Genomic DNA, 17,173 nt, shown 5'->3' with positions numbered 1-17,173 from the left:
GAGCTAGCCGCGGCTAGCTCCTGAGTCATTTTCCCCTGCGTATCCGTCACCTTGGCAGAAATTAAATCGACCGGCGCATGAAAGATAAGCTTCGATATCGTTCAGGTTGTACTTATTGTTCAAATACGCCTTTGGATGAATGACGATCGTTAAGTGGCTCGTAAGCTTGCGATGTTGGTTACTCCTCAGAAACGACTGGACGATCAGCGCAATCAGCTCAAGTCTGTTGTGCGCCAGCCGCTGGCGGCCGCTGCCGAGAACGGGAATAATCAACGGCCTTGTATTGCCCCGTTCGCCAATGTGGTTCCATAACGCGGACAATGCCGCCTTCAAATCGTTTATTTGCGCCATGCCTCTTCCATGCTCATTTAGTTCGGCAGAAGCAAGTATATACGCGAATTGTCCTCCGGAACCGGGCATAGCGAGCTGAGCGACCGTCCCAATCGGATACTTGTTGACCTGTTTGCCGTTAATAACGGCGCACTCTGCCGTTTCATGCCGGAGTGCATCAGCCAACGCCTGATCAAACTGAGCGGGACTGGAGAAAAATCGGTTGCGAAATTGGACGAGAATCGCGTCTTCATCCATATGGTCATGCATAAAGCAATTATTGGACGGGATAACCAATGATCTATCCTTAAAACGAAACATATCATCCACCGCAACCTGCAGCAGCATGTCTTTGTCCGGCAGGCAGACCGTTCGCGTTAATCTTGGACGGCTCATCCAAACCGCAATAATAATGCCAAGGCTAAACACCAGCCATACATTTGGTTTGACCGGCTTGTCGCCGATCGTAAAAAAATAACCGATAAAATCTGTGAACGTCCAAATAACTGAAAATACAGCTAGCCAATAACCGAAAAATGCTTTGACCGTTACGGAATGCCGCCATGAGTGCAGTGCAAAAAAGGATTTCCATTTTGAGTTCATATGGAGCAGCTCGCCTTCGCATTTAGGTGGTTGCTGTCACAGGATTTTCTTGATAGGGCGTAAAATGCTGGATATGGATGTTCATTGGGCCTTCGACTTCGCGGCGCAAATGAAAAACCCGGAATTTACGTTCGAGAAAGCTAAATTTTCGCCGGAATAAGGTGGCGATTTGCTGATTTGCCGTTGTAAAAAAGATTTGCGTGCCGCGGGTAATCGTAAGCTGCCTGAGAAAATCAAGCAAGCCCAATACGTTGAGCTCATCCATGTGCGCGACGGGTTCATCCAGCAGTAAAAATTGAGGCGCCGAATCCATAACGAGATGCATAATGAAAAATATAGCCAAATACACGGAGGTTCGCTGTCCTGTGCTCATCTGGTGAATGGCGCATTTTGCCCCGCTGCCTCTGCGCCTTGCCTCAATTTTATTATCCGCGGTCCATTCCAGCCCTTCAAACTCATTCGGCGCATGCAGGGCGACAAACAGTCTGCTGATGGCGTCAAAATTGCTGCGCACGAAGTCGTCTCCGTATTCGGTCAAGCTTTTTAATGCCGAGAGGACATGTATGGCACGGTTGCATCTTTCCAGCTTGACGGCCACTTCATTCAGCTCGCTAACTAAATCGCTAACCTCCCTCTCCTTCTGCTCCACCAGAACAAGCGGCTCCAGCACTTGGCTGAGCTCATCCGCCGCCAGCAGCAGCTTCTGCAAATATAGCTTCCATTCACTCCATGACTGCCGGTTCGGAAGCCGGACGTTCAATTCATTCAGACGGGAGCAGGTTTGCCGCATCTCATCCATATGATTCATAAGAAGCCTGTACTGCCGCTCTTGTTGGCTCAAATTGTCTATTTGATCAGATAAAGCTTGCCGGTTTTGCTCGGCTTGCCCAGCCAAGTCCTGAACGGTTGCATATTCGCCGCGCGCGGCTTCCACCTTTTCCGCTATACGATCTTGTTCCTGCTTCAGTGTTCCCAGCAGCTCTTTGGACTGCCGCTCCGTCTGTTCGCCATGGATAGAAGAAGCAAGAAGCGGATCGGCCAGCAGATCTTCCAGCTCCGAAATGGAGGAAACTGTAATGCCTTGTTCATCCAGCGCTTGTGCTTGTCGGCGCAGCTCATTCAGCAAGCTAGTTTGGTCGCCGATTTGTTGCCGGATGCGGATTAATACGTTCTGTACAGCCTGCAAGCTGGAGCTGCTGTCCAGCGATTTTGTCTCCTCGATATCGCTTCGGTTAAGCAGATAGGTACGGGCTGCTGCCAATTGTTCCTGCCGCGACAACTCATGGCGCAGCTTTTGCCGGTCAAAGTCAATGCCCTGCAGCTTCAGCTTATTCTGCTCCATGTCAGTGAGCAGTTGTGTGAGTTCGTTGTTATCAGCCTGCAGGCGGGAGTCGATTGCGTCCTTGAGAACTTGTGCTGTTTCGTGGTCATGACCGCACAGCGGACACTCCGACTGATCCGGATGCAGGTGAAGAACCTGCTCAGCGGTTGCTTTCAGTTCCGCAACGAGCTTCTGAAGCTTGCCGGTCCGCTCCTTAAGCCGGGCGGCCTGCTCGGCTGCCTCTTCCACAAATGCTTGCACTACCAATCGATTGGCTTCCAGATCGTCCAGCCGGGTTCGAAGTTCGCTGATGTCCGCATCCATAAGCGGGTGTGCGGCAAGATGGCCATAAAGGTTATCGGCATCCGCTAATAGACGGACAGCCGATTCCAGCGACGATATCCGTTCATGCAGCTGCAGTCTGGCTCGTCGCGAATCGCGCTGCTCAACTAAATAAGACAGCTCACTTAGCCGGCTTGAAAGCTTCGCGAGCTTGTCTTGCTCTTCGCGCAAGGCCTGAAAAATAGCCCATCGCTGCTGGACCGTTTGCTCCAGCCCGGCGCGGTCAGGAATCCGGGCCAACTGCTGGCGCAGCTCGGAAAGCCGAATCTGCACGTCCTTCAGCGAAGCCGCAACGGCCTGTTCCTGTTTGTTCAGCCCGTCTATCGTATTAATTTCCGGCAGCACACGATTCATAAATGGCGCGCTGGCAATATCGAGCTCGTGAAGCAGCGGCTTCAAATGCTGCAGCCATTGCCCGATTTCGTCCAAGCTGGCGTTTCCATCAGGAATTGGATAGCTTAACAAGCAATGCTTCATCCATTTATGGATCTGCTGCAGCTGCGCGTGAGCTCTCTCTTGCAACAGCTCGCTATCTTGTATGCCTTCATTATTTTTATTATGTATGTCGGCGGTCAGCTCTCCCTGCTCCTTGCTCAAGCTCCTGGCCTGCCTTTGAAATTCTGCAAGATACTGCTTCCAGCATTGCTCGAAACGCTCCAGTTGTTCGCCGAATATAACGCGGGCGAAAGCGTCGCGATAATCGACTTTACCAGCTTGGCTGAAGCAAAATTGATGGACGGCCTCGGAAGAAAAATAGTTGTATTGATGAAAGGCGCTGTTCAACAGGCTCTGTCCGCGAGGACCTACTTTGTGTTTGTAATAAGCAATTTCCCGCTGCTTCTTTTCCTCCGAATTCGGGGTTCCTTGAAAAGGTTCTTCATCGCCATCCGCAAACCATATGCTGCCGTTCCAGCTCTCATCCCCATTCCGGTCAACAAGCAAATTTCTCTGAATCGAGCCGGTAAAAGCAAGCTCGATGCCTTCCAGCACCGATGTTTTGCCCATCCCGTTGGGGCCGGACAGCAGGTTGACTTGCGTGAAACGGAGCGGCGGCGTATTGGCCAGCACATGCGGCCTGAATTCACCGCCGAACTCCAAAGCGGCGATAGGGCCGATCGGTTTTGCTACTGGTATAGGGCTGGAAATGCGTTCAAGCGGAACATCCTCTGCATGATCGCTATCTTCCAAATAGTTCCTCAGAGACTGCGTTTTGAAATCATCCAGACAAAACATCAACCCCGCAGGAGCCAGCTGGTTTTGCCAATCCGCCAGTGGGTCTCCGGCCGCCGCTCCGCCGAGACGTTCCGGAATTTTGGCCATCGGCAGTTTTTCAGACAGTTGTTCGAACGTGACTACCAGCTTTTTGCCGAACCGTTTCCCGCGTTGAATAATGGACAACCGCTCCGCCGATAAGCCGGACATGTCCGGTACCACAAATACAATATACAGATTCCAGCTCCAATCTCCTCGCAGGCGGAAATAAAAGGGCGAGACAATCTCGTCTTCAAAGCCGCGAAAGCTTTCGACGCTTTCCGTTATATCCGCGATCAGTTCCAATGAAGCAGGAATGAGCAAATAGTGGCCGAGTACGATATCCCGCCAACGATGCGACGTTTCGTACAGCACTAATGTTTCATCGAACGCATGCTTCTCGATTAATGTAAGTCCGCAACCGCGAATAGCTTCAATCCAATCCCGCATCGATCAAAAGGCCTCCTTGAGTAAATTCGGTCGAATGGTTCGAATGCACAGGCGAGGTCCACAGTTCCGAAAAATAGGGATAATGCACCGTTTCGCCCTTGGGGTTTTGCGAAAAAACGCAAATCTTATCTTCCAGAAACAGTTCCACACCTGGAAGCGCTTTATAGATGTCGAAAACAATTTTGTCCATCATCACATCATTATCGGTATAAATGACGAGTGCTCCGTCCTTTTCGTCCCCTGAGCTCGGAAGCAGGTTAATAGGAGCACGCGCTCCAAGCTGAAACAGGAAATTCCCTTCAAATTTTTTCAATTGATTCGGCAGTGAATCCTTTTGTCTCAAGCAGCGAATGAGGCGAACGATGCGGCGTGCCTCCTGCCCTCGTCCAGGCTCACATTGCTCGTCAATATGGCAGCTTAACCTTGTGCTGTGCTCCTGATCCGACAGCGATAACTGCCCGTCCTCAAGGTGGCCCAGACAATAACCGAAAAACTTGTCCAAATTTTCGACTGACGCAGTACGCGGGTAGGCAAATTCCTCAACGGCGTCTTCCGCTAACACGGCGGGGAGTTCGGAAGAGAAGGGCAGCTCTGCATGCTCCCAATTTCCCGAGTCACTGGCAATGAAAGCTTTCTCAGCTTGAACGCCGGCCCTTGGCTGAACGAGCTCTGCACCTCCATCATAAGGCTTGGTCAGCAGGATGAGCTGCAGGTGCTCCGACTTGATAGCGAACCATACCTTGATTTTTTTCGCAGGCTGAAATCCGAGTCCTAGCCCGTGCCGGAAATTAAGGCTTCTCGCTTCACGGAGCTGCTCATTCCAGCTTTGCCGCCCGTCCAAACTAATAAATCTGCGGTAAATGGAGGACCATGGGGCCTGGATCGCAAGCGGTCTGCCGTCTTCGGTCTGAATGATTGTCCCATAAGCCCAGTTGCTAGTGATGTAAATAACGTTTCTTGAGGATGTCTGATCAAAAATGCGGTTTCGCAATGCTGCGATATCCGGGCTGCGGGGAGCCGGATTCAACTGTGGGTGCAAAATGATGTAGCGCCGCGGCTCCCGATTCGGGAAAAACAGGCCGCCGCTTTTAATCTCGGGGTGAAAGGCATCGGCACACATAATCGAAAATAATTGATTGGCCGATTGATCTCCAAACATAATTACTTTTTTGCCTAATGAAAGTCCAGCTCCTTCGCAAACAAATAACGGTTCCCGCATTCGTTGCAATTTCAACTGCGGCACAAGGCATAGCTTGCTGCTTTCTTTGGAGCGAAAAACATATAGCAGGAAGTTGACAAAGCGATTTTCCCGCATCCCCGCAAGCGCTCCGCTCCCGACGATGGCACTATCTCCCCATTGCATCATATGATCGCGAAAGGAATCTAATGACATGCCCTGACAGCCGAGACACCATAATGTATTCGGGCGGGGCTGCAGCTCAGAATTTTGTATAATTTCAATGATTAGTTCGGCAGGGATGCAATATTCTGGCGTCAGCAGCAGGTCAGCACGCTCCATATGGGCTGTCCGCAGCGCTTCCCTGCATTTTTTCAGGTGATGCCCGGATGTGTGCCGTACGCCTTCGTCCGGACTTGCAGCGAGCGCCTCCTTGGGCTGCATTCGCATAAACCGGAACGGTGAATCATCTTCGATGTCCAGAAAATTAAAGTGAGGTACGACGCGGGATCCTTCCTCCGCATCCTTAAAACAATCCTTTATCGCAATGATCGAAATCGTCACCGGCAGTCACTCCCATGTATGAAAATACGCTAAGGAATTCCTGTACTTAACATAACACAAAACTTAAAGGGAATAAATGGATGAAACAAAAAGAAACGGCCTGCGCCGTCGCTTGGGGGCGCGAACAGTTTCTTTGGAGAAAATATAAGTGTGGTTATGGGCATGAAACTTATAAACCCTTATATTTGGAAAAAGTCACCTTGCGGTGACCCGTTTAGATCATTTTTCAATAGGTATCATAATGACAAATTCAGGATCGTTGGAGTACGGATCTTGATGCATCGGGTATTCCTCAAAATGGGTCACATCGCCTTTGTGCAGCTTATAACCTTGCTCCTCGATCCAAGCTGAAATATTGTGATAGGAAGTCTCGATGTTTTGCCCTTTTTGGTGGTCGCATTTCGCATAGGTTAGTGTCGGGAGCGAGATGGTCGTCATTCCGTCGGGAATATCCTCAATGTTACTTACTTCGACAACAGCATAATGGGTAAATCCATCCTCAATGTTATGATTGGACAACCCCAGCAGCGTCTCCGGATGAAGGACATGCTTGATTTCTTTTAAACGATTTTGCATGTTGGCCTGCACAGCGCGAATCCCCCCTGCCCCTGCCTCAGCGAAAGTTCCTGCCCATTTGAATCCTACTGCCTTAAAAGCCTCTTTGGTGACAAGCACAGCTTCATTTTTTTGTTCCATCGAATCGCCTCCAATATGACTGTAGCTTTATTTTCTATTTTACAAGAAAAGTGGGAGCATCTGGTATGTCTGTTTATAGATACTATCCCATATGATACCATAATAATTACGCTAACTGATCAAGGAGGGACACATTTTGGAAAATAAAAATGACAATATGCTTCCTGTATGTCTATCAATTATTTTCCCTGGCGTCGGGCAGTTCTATCAAAGAAAATGGCTTTCAGGAACGATATCTCTACTCATTCATGTTATAACTTCCTTCTTTTTGCTCCGTTATTTCATTAAGTATGTTGCATATTTTACCCTAATGCCAGATGGTGAAATGGGCGGCTCAGCTTCTGCTTTTATAATTTTTATTGCTATCATAATCATAAATATGGCAGCCAGTATTGGACTTTGTCTCTCCAAAACTCACTAATTTCCCTAATATTGTTTTCGCTCATTTGAACACCCCTGTCCGCTAGTCATGACACTTTTTCTTTAGCATACCCTTTACCTCTGTAAGGTTCAATTACAGCTGGAATGCAGCAAGCCGGCATTGCAAAGCGAGATCAGGATGGGACCTGATCTCGCTCAACCTTCCTAGCTATTCTTTTCTTGGGCTACTGTTTTTTTCGCTACCATCTCGAACGTATCGTGACCACAGTCTGCACATCCTTCATTCTTAAGCTGCTCGATGGTTGCGAACTCTCCTGTTATGCCCACATACACATCTTTTGAGCACTGCCTGCAGCGGTAAGTACGCAGTGTTTGTTTCACTTCACCTGTGTACAAAGCATCTGTGAATTTCTCCAGATATTCCGGCTTCGTCTGATCCGTTGTTCGCAGGATGAACATCTGGCTCCGGTTGGCGATCATTTCCGCACCTTCGTAGGCGTTGAATCGCGGAAAATTAGCGCTGACCGTCAGCCCCATGCGGACAAATTCGCGCTGCATCGCCAACATGAACGCCGGAGATTTATGGGCAAAAGACAGAAAAATCGGCAGCCCTTTTTCCTGCTTCAATGCCTGAACGCCGCGCGAGATGAAAAGACTCATTCCCTGGAGCGTATAAGGGGGATCCGTAAAGAAACAATCATACTGCCCGTGCAGTTTATCCGGCAGCGGCTCCCTTAAATCCAGTCGCCGGCATCGAATTGGCAGTCCCCGTTCCCTGGCAATCGTTTCAATATACTGCAAAAATCGTTCGTCAATATCCAATACATCTACATGTGTAACGGTATGCCCGTTGGCCGGAAAGAGCCGCTGTAAGAGCAATCCAATAGACACACTCACCAGATCATCATCGCCGACACATAAAATCTTTTTTCCAATTAGCGCATGCTGCTTCAAACAAAGGACGGCCCGGCGCAGGCTTGTTTCCGGCGTACATTTGGATTGATCGATTTGAACGTCTGCGGTCGGCCGCAGCGGAAACAGTTCCTCCAATATGGCGAGTACATCTTTGAGCCCCTCCGTCCATTCCGTCTCAAGAAGCAAGTCGTGATAAAGCGAACGATTCAGCCCCTCGTATCCCCATTCCCGCTCGATCCACGCGCTCCCGTCAGACGTGCAGCGGACTCCTCGGTCCTGCAGAAGCGCTCCTGCTTTAATCAATTCCCGTTTGATTGCTGCAGCTACAGGAGTCGGCAGCAGCGTTTTACGTGCCAGCTCTTTCGTAGATATCCCCGGATTCAGGTAGCATTCGAGAAGCAACTGTTCTATGGCCTGTGTCCCTTCCTGCAGACGGATGTGTTGGCTTGCTTGTTCAATGTACATTTTACCTAATCCCTCCAAAATATTTATCCATTTCTGATTCTTTCGATCTGCTTGTACGGTAACATCAACGTCGACATATACATCACTCCTGTAAAGAAAATAGAAAAAGGGCAGGAATGAACATACGTCATCCCTGCCCTTTTTTAGAACGCGCCTAAACATACACCATGAGAAGAAACGGCTATCCGTCCTTGACGCTGTCGCCAAGTTTCGTCGCCAAGTTTCTTCCCCTGAAATTTTATAGAATTCAACTTGTAAATTCTATAAAACCAAAAAAATCCGAGCTGAACACAGCACGGATTTAGGTGTACATTGATGGCACCCTAAGGCTTCGATTTTATCCGTTGTTCTTAACTAATTCCGAAGCTTTCAAATGCCCATAACAAAACAAACCATGCTATTTTTAGCATTTGGTCCTGTGGACTGTTTTGAAAACCTCAAGTATGGAATTTGATTAGTTAAGAACGACCCCGGACATCAAAATCTCCCCTTAGAAAAGTTGCTTAAAATTTACCACATACGGTAGCCACAGTCAAGTCATACGTAAAAAACGACTGATCCCCATTATTAGAGGAATCAGCCGTTTCTTAAACTAAATGCTTAAAACAAGCTCTTTACCGCTTCAATCAGTTGATCTTTGGTCAGGTTGGTGGAATCGGTTTGTAAATGATAGACGACCAACTTATCTCCACTTTCCTTGAGCCACATCACATCCTGTTGAATATTGCTCTGCCCGAACAGCGCTTGATCATTCATCATATAATGTGCGTTTAGGCCGTCTATATCGATATCCTCGTATACAGTGTTCGGCGTAGCTGCAAGGAGCATCTTAACATTGGTTTCGTTGTCGGCAATTTGCCAGGTCAAATAGATCGTGTCATTGTCCGAATTGCGATATACGGAAGTGTAGGGGACAATAGGGTTGGATGCGGATGTATTTGTCTTACGCCACAACACCTTGCTTCCCGTCTTCTTGCTTTCAGCTTTCATTTCTTCCAGGAGCCGGTAAGCATCCGTGCCGAAACTGAATTGGTATGGGGAAGTTTCCATGCCTTCCACGAATTTGAATGTTCCGAGGATGGATTCAGGAAGCTTCTCCTCGATATTGTGCTGCTGCAATGTCGCTTTCCATGCCACTAACGGGATAGGAACCGGTTGATGAATACCAAAGACAACTGGCGCTCCTTGAATCCTGAAGTCATAGTCTTTGAGATAGACGACTGCCGTTTCTCCGGGGTTTAATTGTGCTTTAACCTCCTCCAACGAACCGCGAATCATCTCCACATCGCCTTTTTCAAAATGCAGTTGCTGCTCCGTATGATAACTGACAGAGAATTTCTCCTTGCTTTCTATGAACAGGAGCTTGTTCCCTGCATAGCCGAATCCGCAAATTACCATAATGATGACCGCGATCAAGACCACTTTCGGCATTTTTCTTTTTCGCATGAACGGCATTCTCTTTTGCTGCATCACCTGCTGCCTGTATTCCGCCGCTATTCGGAGATCCAGGTCGGGAGAACATTTTCGGGAATCCCGTTTGAACTCCTCTGTCAGCTGCTGCTCAATAGACAAAGCCATCCTCCTCCTTTCGCAAACCCTCTTGATCGAATCGGCGGCGCAAATGCTTAAGTGCATGATGATGTCTGGATTTTACTGTTCCTAACGGAATCTTCAGCAATTCCGCAATTTCCTCCAGGGAGCAATCCTGATAGTAGCGGAGAACGATAACCTCCTTAAATTTGAGCGGCAGCGTTTGCAGGATCGGAAGCAAGTCCAACCGGTCTCTCAGAGCCGTCAACCGTAACTCTGCATCTTCGCCGGATGATTTGGAGGTGCTAAATCTTAGCTTTTCCGCGATGCGAAAAAGGCGCCACTCCTTCCGCTTCCAGTTTCGTACTTGTCTAATAATCAAACCGTTAAGCCATGAAACGAAATTTTTCTCCGGATCATACTTGTTCAGACTTTTGAACAGCTCGAGATAGACTTCGCTCATAATATCTCCAACATCTTGCTTGCGAGGAGCAAGATAGCTGATTAATCTGTACGTATGATCGCGTGTTGATTCGTATACAACTTGGAATGCTTGTTCATCTCCCTGGCTCATCCGGATAAGCCACGGATTCAAGTCTAAGTCCTTCATAGGGCCGGCCTCCATTCGGGTCTTACAACGGATATTGGCTCATTTTACTAAAAAGGTTCAATTGGCAATGAGAAAACCTTGCGCTTATGTGTACGGTTCATCCGTTTTTCTATGATGTAACGCGCCGCGGCTGAAAAATGAAGGTTACCCTAATTAAGGTTCGTTGGGCGCGTTCAGGGGAAAGCCTGGCATATGGCCTTTACACGTTGTATGAGATGGTATGACGTGATAAAATAAAGCCAAACTCACTAATAGACGTTGTATTCTCAAGTATAAGGTTGAGACATTAGGCCGTATACTGAAAAGAGCCTTCACCGCTGGGAACGGTAAAGACTCTTAGGACTTGAAAGGCTGTGGATCACCACGGCGCGCTAAAATAAAATCTTGGTTAAGCGAAATCCACCGTGTAGGGCCTCAACCTATTTTGCGGTGGATTTTCGCTTGTTACGAAACTTGCGCAACCAACGGTAAAGCTTCCGCATACCAAACACAAGGCTTAGTACCGTAGCAATCCATCGCAGCACATCACTGCCACTGCCCTCATGTTACCAAAAAGAAAAGATCGCCGTCCATCTCCGGCAAGGAGTGTGAACGACGATGTCTTTGAGCGCTCGGCTAGGTGGGAGCCTTGAGGCATGCGGACATACGTTCCGCTTGGGTCTGCTCAACTCCGATTCGCCCGTACTTAAGCTAGTAGGCCATTTCCGCCAGTACTTTGCCAAGCCGGTCGAGGTTCTGTTCATTACCTTCAACGCAGTATGCCTTGGCTTGTTCAAACTCCTCTGTTATTTTGAAGTTCTGACGGAAAGTAACTTTGGTACGCCCTTCCAGGTCATCAAAGGTGGCTGTTACCCGAAATTCGTGACCAGATAGATGATCAAGCGCGACCCGCTCATGCGGCACGATCTCAACAAAGACACAATGGTTCGGGTAATCCACGCCATCCGGTCCGTGCATGGTGAATCGCCACGTACCGCCTGGTCTTACATCGCACTCATGAAAAGTGTTCGTGAAGCCATGCGGTCCCCACCAGCGAGCCAACAGCTCGGGGGTTGTCCAAGCTTGAAACAGCAGCTCCCGCGGCACATCGAATACGCGTGAGGCAATAATCTCATTTTTGCCCATTGTCATGTTCATACCTCTTCTTCAAATAATTTGCCCAGTGCGTCCAACATGAGGTTTGTACCGTGTTCCCGTACTTCCGGCGTATCGTGACCGTCAAAATACGCTCCTTGCTCCGTAAAAATCAGTTTTGTACCGCCCTCCACCTTGATAAGCTCGACCGTTGTAATCGAGACGGAGACGCGTGTGCTGCCCGAATCCAGGGTGTACGTATAAACAATGCGCTGCTCCGGAACAATTTCCTGGTAACTGGCATCGAACGTAAAGACCGGCCCTTCCGGCGGCCCGCCGCTGCTGTACTCGCGTCCGCCAACCCGGAAGTCGAAGTTGTCCGGCTTTGAAAACCATTTGGCTTTGACAACCGGGTCGGACCAGGCTTGGTAAACCCGCTCCGGCGAAGCGGTATAAGTCCGCTCGATGACAAAGGTCGCATGCTTGATGAATCGTTCGTTCATTGATTTTCCTCCTTTTGTTTTGGCATTCCGCTCTCTTCGGCAAGAAAGGCTCCCAACAGATCCAAATGCCGCTCCCAAATCGTTTGCCGCTCAATAACCGGCTTCTCAAACTCCATCTTCATCGCTTGCAAAAGACTCGCAAAATCTTCAACCGTTAATTGCGCCTTGTCCTGCATGAGCTTGGATACATACTCGAGCTGCTCCAATAGCTTCTGCTGCAATTTGATCTGCTCTTTGATCCGGCTTTTCTGCAAGTTGACGGTCTCCAACGGACTGATTAGCCCGCCGCTTAAGACCGACTTAATCTCCTCGAGAGAGAACCCCAGCTCCTTAAGCGATAAAATCTGATGTAAACGCGACAAGTCCGATTCACTGTACAGCCTGTGGCCGGATTCCGTCTGCCCAGACGGAGAGAACAGTCCGATTTGATCATAAAACCGCAAGGTTCGGACAGTAAGTCCCGTCAGCTTGGCGAGGTCCCCAGTCTTCAAATATCCTTTCATTGATCATCTCCACTCTTTGGCGCTAGCTTTTTACCGGTAGCTCTATTATAAAACCTTACGTTACGTAACGTGCAAGCATTAAATATTAGCGGAAAAATCACTGGAACTTGAGAGGCCTATAATATCGTAGTAGAATATGGGCAGCAGAAGAAGACCATCTATACAACAAGAAATTGAATATACGGAATTCAATGAGTACTTGAAAGAAACGATTATGAAGTCGGATTGCCAGGTTTACTAGCTCATAGGTCAGGTTCCAGCTTGGCGAAGCCATTGGTCTTTTGGCATCCGCATCGACCTGCTCAAACAAAATAACCCGCACCAATTGATGCGGGCAGATCAGCAGCCGAATTCTGGACAAGCCTGGGAGGCGACAAGCAGAGCCCCATTTCACTTAGAAAATTACCAGGTGATCCATCCATAGGTCCGGTAGTCATGCGGTACGGGCTTATAATACTCTTCAAGAAGTATTACTCTTGCCATTTTTCTTCTAAAACGGCGTTGTGTCAATTTTCGAATATACTTACTCTCATGACTATACCAATATTTCGTTCTTCGGTGATTTCGATACGCTTTGAGTTTCTTTACGCGAGGATCAAAAGCACGTCTGTACTCTTGCTCCCTTAAGAGTCTCTTCTGATTTAAACGCTCTTCCCATCTTTCAATCTCATCTACATCAAACAAAGGAATCCCTGGCAGCTACTTTAAGATTTACCCATAGGCATGAAGTAACGTACCTAGAGGTCTACAACATAAGGAGGGATCATTTGAAGGACACCTCCACATCGTTTTTTCAATTTTACCATATTATCGGCAATTTGGAAATTGTAATGCTATTGCAGCGCGGCAAACCGAATAAGCATCAGATCAGCTATCGTTTCCGCCAGCTTGCCTCAAGCGCCGCCGCGCCTTGTCGTCTCCATCTTCTTAACCTTCATTCAATTGTTTCTTGTAACGATCGTAAGCTGCCATATATATTTCTTCCATCTCACTATATCGCATCGACTTAACTTTAGCGACGTAATCGTCGAAATTGTCTAGCTTCTCTGTCCCGATAATAAATTTCGGGATCATTTCGTCGATGTATGTGAACATCGGCGTCCGAATATCATTCAGCCGCTTTTCCTCTTCTTCCGTGAAATTGAGCGCGAGGAAGAGATCATGGAAATAGTTGTTCTCCACATAAAAGAACATTTGCTTCTCCACATCTTTGGTTACCGCGTACTGCCTTTCGTACTGTTCGTCTTGGCGGAACCCAATCAGCGGGACGATGCCGAGCCGCCATAACGCCTTGGCCGGCCCCTCCGGACTCTTCATGATTTTTTCCGTGAATACAGGCTTGTCGCCCTCCCCGAGCGTGAACGTATCCTCTTCGAACCCGAAGTTTGCCAGCCGCTGACCCTCCTCTCCGTAGATATAATCGAACAGCTTCATCGTCTCTTCCGGATGTTGGTTGTTCTTGCTGATCGCCCAGCCGATCCCGTGGAGCGGTGCCTGCTGCCGGAATGTCATCGGCTGATCTCCTTCCCGCAGCACTGGAGGAGCAACAACCTGCAAGTTGAAGCCCTTGATTTTCTCCGCCGCAGGATTGGCGTTGTAGGCAGCCATATAACCGATCCAATGCTGGCCCGCGCCCATTCGGTCAGAAAACATCATCCGTTCGAGGTCCGGATCCTGGCGCGTCAGAAACTCCTTGTCAAGCAGTCCTTCCGCATACCACTGATTCATCGTCTTCAGATAATCTTTCAGCCGTGGGTCGATCGGAGAAAATTTGATCGTGTCATCCTCTTCGATCCAGCGTGGTCCGGACGGATGGATGTGAATGCCCCAGGCATCGGCAAAGGTGGTATAGGCTGCGTAATCGGTCATGAGCGGAATTTCGTCGTTTGGATCGCCGTTGCCGTTCGCATCCTGATCCTTAAACGCCTTCAAGACGGTGTGCCAATCGTCAATTGTCACCGGCTTCTTAAGACCGAGCCGATCCAGCCAATCCTGGCGGATCATGTACCCTTCAGACGCCCGAATCGCGGTCTGCAGCGGCACACCGTATAAATTGCCGTCACTGGAAAGCGCCATCATCCGCTTTGTCGGATCGTCCAGCAAATATTTCTGAATGTTTGGCCCATGCTGCTTCACCAGATCGTTAAGCGGAATGAAGGCGCCTTGCGGGCCGTACTTCTTGAACAGCTCGGTATTCAAAGCAACAATGTCAGGGTAATCGCCGGAGGCGAGCATCAACTTGAACTTCTGCTCAAGCTGATCGTAATCGCCGGTTACAAACTCGAACTCGATGTTCAGCCGCTTGCCGAGTTCTTTCCAGAACGGCGTCTCCATCGTAAGCGGCGAGTCCGGCACCCTGCTCGTCACCATGATCGAGAGCTTGACCGGCTCCGTCGGCTTGCCCGTTCCGTCGTTACCGCTCTGCCCGCTCGTCTGCCCGTCATTCTTCTTCTCTCCATTCGCGTCCCCGCTGCCTGTGCAGCCAGCCAATATGGCCAGCAGCAGCAGGACGGCGAGCAGTCCGGAAGCAAGCGGTATGATTCGGTTCACCTGTTGCATATCGATTCCCCCATCTTGTTTTTAAAGTCGAAATTGCTTCAAGGCCTCCATCGGTCAGCTTTTGATCGCGCCGATCATAACCCCTTTCACAAAATACTTTTGCAAGAACGGATAAACCAGCAAAATTGGCACGATCGCTACAACGATCGCAGCATACTGAATCGTGATTGGCACAACGTCAACACCTTGCGTAATGGCCCGCTCAATCTCCGAGCCGAACGACTGGTCCTTGACGATGCGCACAAGCAGCACCTGCAACGGCAAATAGTCGTCCCGGTGCAGAAAAATCATTTCCCATAAGTACGAATTCCATTTCCCGACCGCGTAATACAGTCCGATGACGGCCAATACCGGCTTGGAGAGCGGCAGCACGATTTGGAACAACAGCCTGAGATCGCTCGCGCCGTCGATCCGCGCCGATTCCTCTAGTTCCTTGGGCAGACTGTCGAAATACGTTCGCATGACGAAGACAAGAAACGCTGACAGCGCTGCATAGATAAGAATGATAAATCTGGTGTTTAACAACCCCAAATCTTTCACGACCAGATAGAACGGAATCATGCCGCCTCCGAACCACATCGTCACGGCAACGATCAGCGTGGCGGCTGGCCGGAACCGCCAATCCTTGCGTGAGAGCGGATAAGCGGCAAGTACCGTGAGCAGCAGGCTCACAATTGTTCCGATTCCCGTATAGAACAGCGTATTGCCATAGGCGACCCAGATGCCGTTGTAACGGAACACCGTCTCATATGCGGCAAGGTTGAAGCCTTTCGGCAGCAGCGTCACCTCGTTGGCAATGACGCTCGCGGTCTCACTGACAGAGACGGATGCGACATAGACGAACGGGTATAGCGTCACCACGCAAACGAAGACGATAATACATCCCACGATCAGATCAAACAACCTGGAAAACCAATGCTTTCGTTCGCCGGCGCTCAAATTCATGCTCTCCCCCTACTTTCTCTTACCATAGCGAATTTTCCGAAACTTTACGGCTGATTTTATTGGCGGTCACGACCAGCGCAAAACCGATGAGACCCTGAAACAGGCCGACCGCAGTAGCATAGCTGAAATTCGTTTCGAGAATGCCTTTCCGGTACACGTAGGTGTTAAGCACATCGGCGGTTTCAAAAATCGTCGGATTGGAGAGTAAAATAATTTTCTCATAATCCGACTGCAGCATGCCGCCCATGCTCAGAATGAGCAGCATGACGGCGGTTGGCATAAGCGCCGGCAGCGTAATGAAGCGCAGCTGGTGCCAGCGGTTCGCGCCGTCGATGCGCGCCGCTTCATATAGCTCCGGACTGATGCCGGCAAGCGCGGCCATATAGATAATCGCTGAGAAGCCTGCGCTCTGCCAAATGCTCATCGTGACAAAGATGCTACGAAAATAGTTCGGGTCCTGCAAGAAATAGACACTTTCGAACCCAAGCTTGTTCAGCGCCGCATTGACCAGTCCTGTGCTGGGCGACAAAAAATGAATGACGAGCCCGCATACGACGACGGAAGATATAAAATATGGCAAATAACTGATCGTCTGGGAAATCCGTTTGAAAAAGCGCCCACGAATTTCGTTAAACAACAGCGCAAGTACGATCGGGACCGGGAAGCCAAACACGAGTCCGTATACGTTCAAAAGAATCGTGTTGCGCAGCAGCCGCAGGAAATACGGATCGCCGAAGAACGTCTCGTAGTTCTTCCATCCGACCCATTCGCTCCCGCCTATCCCCTTAACGATGCTGTAATCCTGGAAAGCGATCATAAGTCCGTACATCGGCCAATAAGCAAAAATCGCATACCAGATCAGTACAGGCAAAAATAATAGATAAAGCCAGCGATTGCGGATCAGATCCGCCTGGAACGCATGCCGTTTACGCTTCATGCCGGCCCCGGCCCCCT

14 protein-coding genes are annotated in these 17,173 nt (G+C 49.3%); 1 reads left to right on the top strand and 13 read right to left on the bottom strand.

From position 1 onward, the window contains the following. Positions 1–3: 3 nt before the first annotated feature. The 4 genes from ACFQ0N_RS27635 to ACFQ0N_RS27620 form a co-directional block, all read right to left on the bottom strand. Positions 4–933, bottom strand: coding sequence for a macro domain-containing protein (locus tag ACFQ0N_RS27635; RefSeq protein ID WP_379332484.1), 930 nt, complete (start codon positions 931–933; stop codon positions 4–6). A 22-nt stretch (positions 934–955) separates the two neighbouring features. After that, complete coding sequence (locus ACFQ0N_RS27630; protein ID WP_379332482.1) at positions 956–4,297, bottom strand: hypothetical protein; 3,342 nt, start codon at positions 4,295–4,297, stop codon at positions 956–958. Then, positions 4,281–6,038: a hypothetical protein gene (locus tag ACFQ0N_RS27625; RefSeq protein ID WP_379332480.1), complete on the bottom strand. Its 1,758-nt coding sequence runs from the start codon at positions 6,036–6,038 to the stop codon at positions 4,281–4,283. The genes ACFQ0N_RS27630 and ACFQ0N_RS27625 overlap by 17 nt, the downstream gene beginning before the upstream one ends. Before the next feature lie 219 nt (positions 6,039–6,257). Continuing rightward, positions 6,258–6,734, bottom strand: coding sequence for a GyrI-like domain-containing protein (locus tag ACFQ0N_RS27620; RefSeq protein ID WP_379332478.1), 477 nt, complete (start codon positions 6,732–6,734; stop codon positions 6,258–6,260). 136 nt (positions 6,735–6,870) lie between these two features. Here ACFQ0N_RS27620 and ACFQ0N_RS27615 point away from each other — a divergent pair, with 136 nt between their 5' ends. Beyond that, positions 6,871–7,155, top strand: a complete 285-nt coding sequence (locus ACFQ0N_RS27615; RefSeq protein WP_379332476.1) for a hypothetical protein — start codon at positions 6,871–6,873, stop codon at positions 7,153–7,155. A 164-nt stretch (positions 7,156–7,319) separates the two neighbouring features. On the opposite strand, the gene ACFQ0N_RS27610 is transcribed toward ACFQ0N_RS27615, so the two are convergent. The 9 genes from ACFQ0N_RS27610 to ACFQ0N_RS27570 form a co-directional block, all read right to left on the bottom strand. Continuing rightward, complete coding sequence (locus tag ACFQ0N_RS27610; protein ID WP_379332474.1) at positions 7,320–8,495, bottom strand: bis-aminopropyl spermidine synthase family protein; 1,176 nt, start codon at positions 8,493–8,495, stop codon at positions 7,320–7,322. A 600-nt stretch (positions 8,496–9,095) separates the two neighbouring features. Then, the gene (locus ACFQ0N_RS27605) at positions 9,096–10,067 is read right to left on the bottom strand and encodes a hypothetical protein (protein WP_379332472.1); all 972 of its coding nucleotides are present in this window, start codon (positions 10,065–10,067) and stop codon (positions 9,096–9,098) included. Beyond that, positions 10,057–10,635: a sigma-70 family RNA polymerase sigma factor gene (locus ACFQ0N_RS27600; protein ID WP_379332470.1), complete on the bottom strand. Its 579-nt coding sequence runs from the start codon at positions 10,633–10,635 to the stop codon at positions 10,057–10,059. Before ACFQ0N_RS27600 ends, ACFQ0N_RS27605 begins: the two co-directional genes overlap by 11 nt. 690 nt (positions 10,636–11,325) lie before the next feature. After that, entirely contained in the window at positions 11,326–11,766 is a 441-nt protein-coding gene (locus ACFQ0N_RS27595) for an SRPBCC family protein (RefSeq protein ID WP_379332468.1), read from the bottom strand. 2 nt (positions 11,767–11,768) lie between these two features. Then, positions 11,769–12,212: an SRPBCC family protein gene (locus tag ACFQ0N_RS27590; protein ID WP_379332466.1), complete on the bottom strand. Its 444-nt coding sequence runs from the start codon at positions 12,210–12,212 to the stop codon at positions 11,769–11,771. Beyond that, positions 12,209–12,715: a MerR family transcriptional regulator gene (locus ACFQ0N_RS27585; RefSeq protein WP_379332464.1), complete on the bottom strand. Its 507-nt coding sequence runs from the start codon at positions 12,713–12,715 to the stop codon at positions 12,209–12,211. The genes ACFQ0N_RS27590 and ACFQ0N_RS27585 overlap by 4 nt, the downstream gene beginning before the upstream one ends. Before the next feature lie 927 nt (positions 12,716–13,642). Continuing rightward, positions 13,643–15,274 (bottom strand): extracellular solute-binding protein, encoded by a 1,632-nt coding sequence (locus ACFQ0N_RS27580; protein WP_379332462.1) that lies wholly within the window; start codon positions 15,272–15,274, stop codon positions 13,643–13,645. Between the two features lie 54 nt (positions 15,275–15,328). After that, on the bottom strand, positions 15,329–16,219 hold the full coding sequence (locus ACFQ0N_RS27575; protein ID WP_379332460.1) for a carbohydrate ABC transporter permease: 891 nt from the start codon (positions 16,217–16,219) through the stop codon (positions 15,329–15,331). Positions 16,220–16,238: 19 nt separating this feature from the next. Further along, positions 16,239–17,156, bottom strand: a complete 918-nt coding sequence (locus ACFQ0N_RS27570) for an ABC transporter permease (RefSeq protein ID WP_379332458.1) — start codon at positions 17,154–17,156, stop codon at positions 16,239–16,241. Positions 17,157–17,173: the final 17 nt, after the last annotated feature.

The organism is Paenibacillus sp. GCM10027626 (genome assembly GCF_042676285.1).
Classification (GTDB): Bacteria; Bacillota; Bacilli; order Paenibacillales; family Paenibacillaceae; genus Paenibacillus_Z.
The sequence above is the reverse complement of the archived record's forward strand: the minus strand, read 5'-3'. Positions and strand labels throughout refer to the sequence as shown.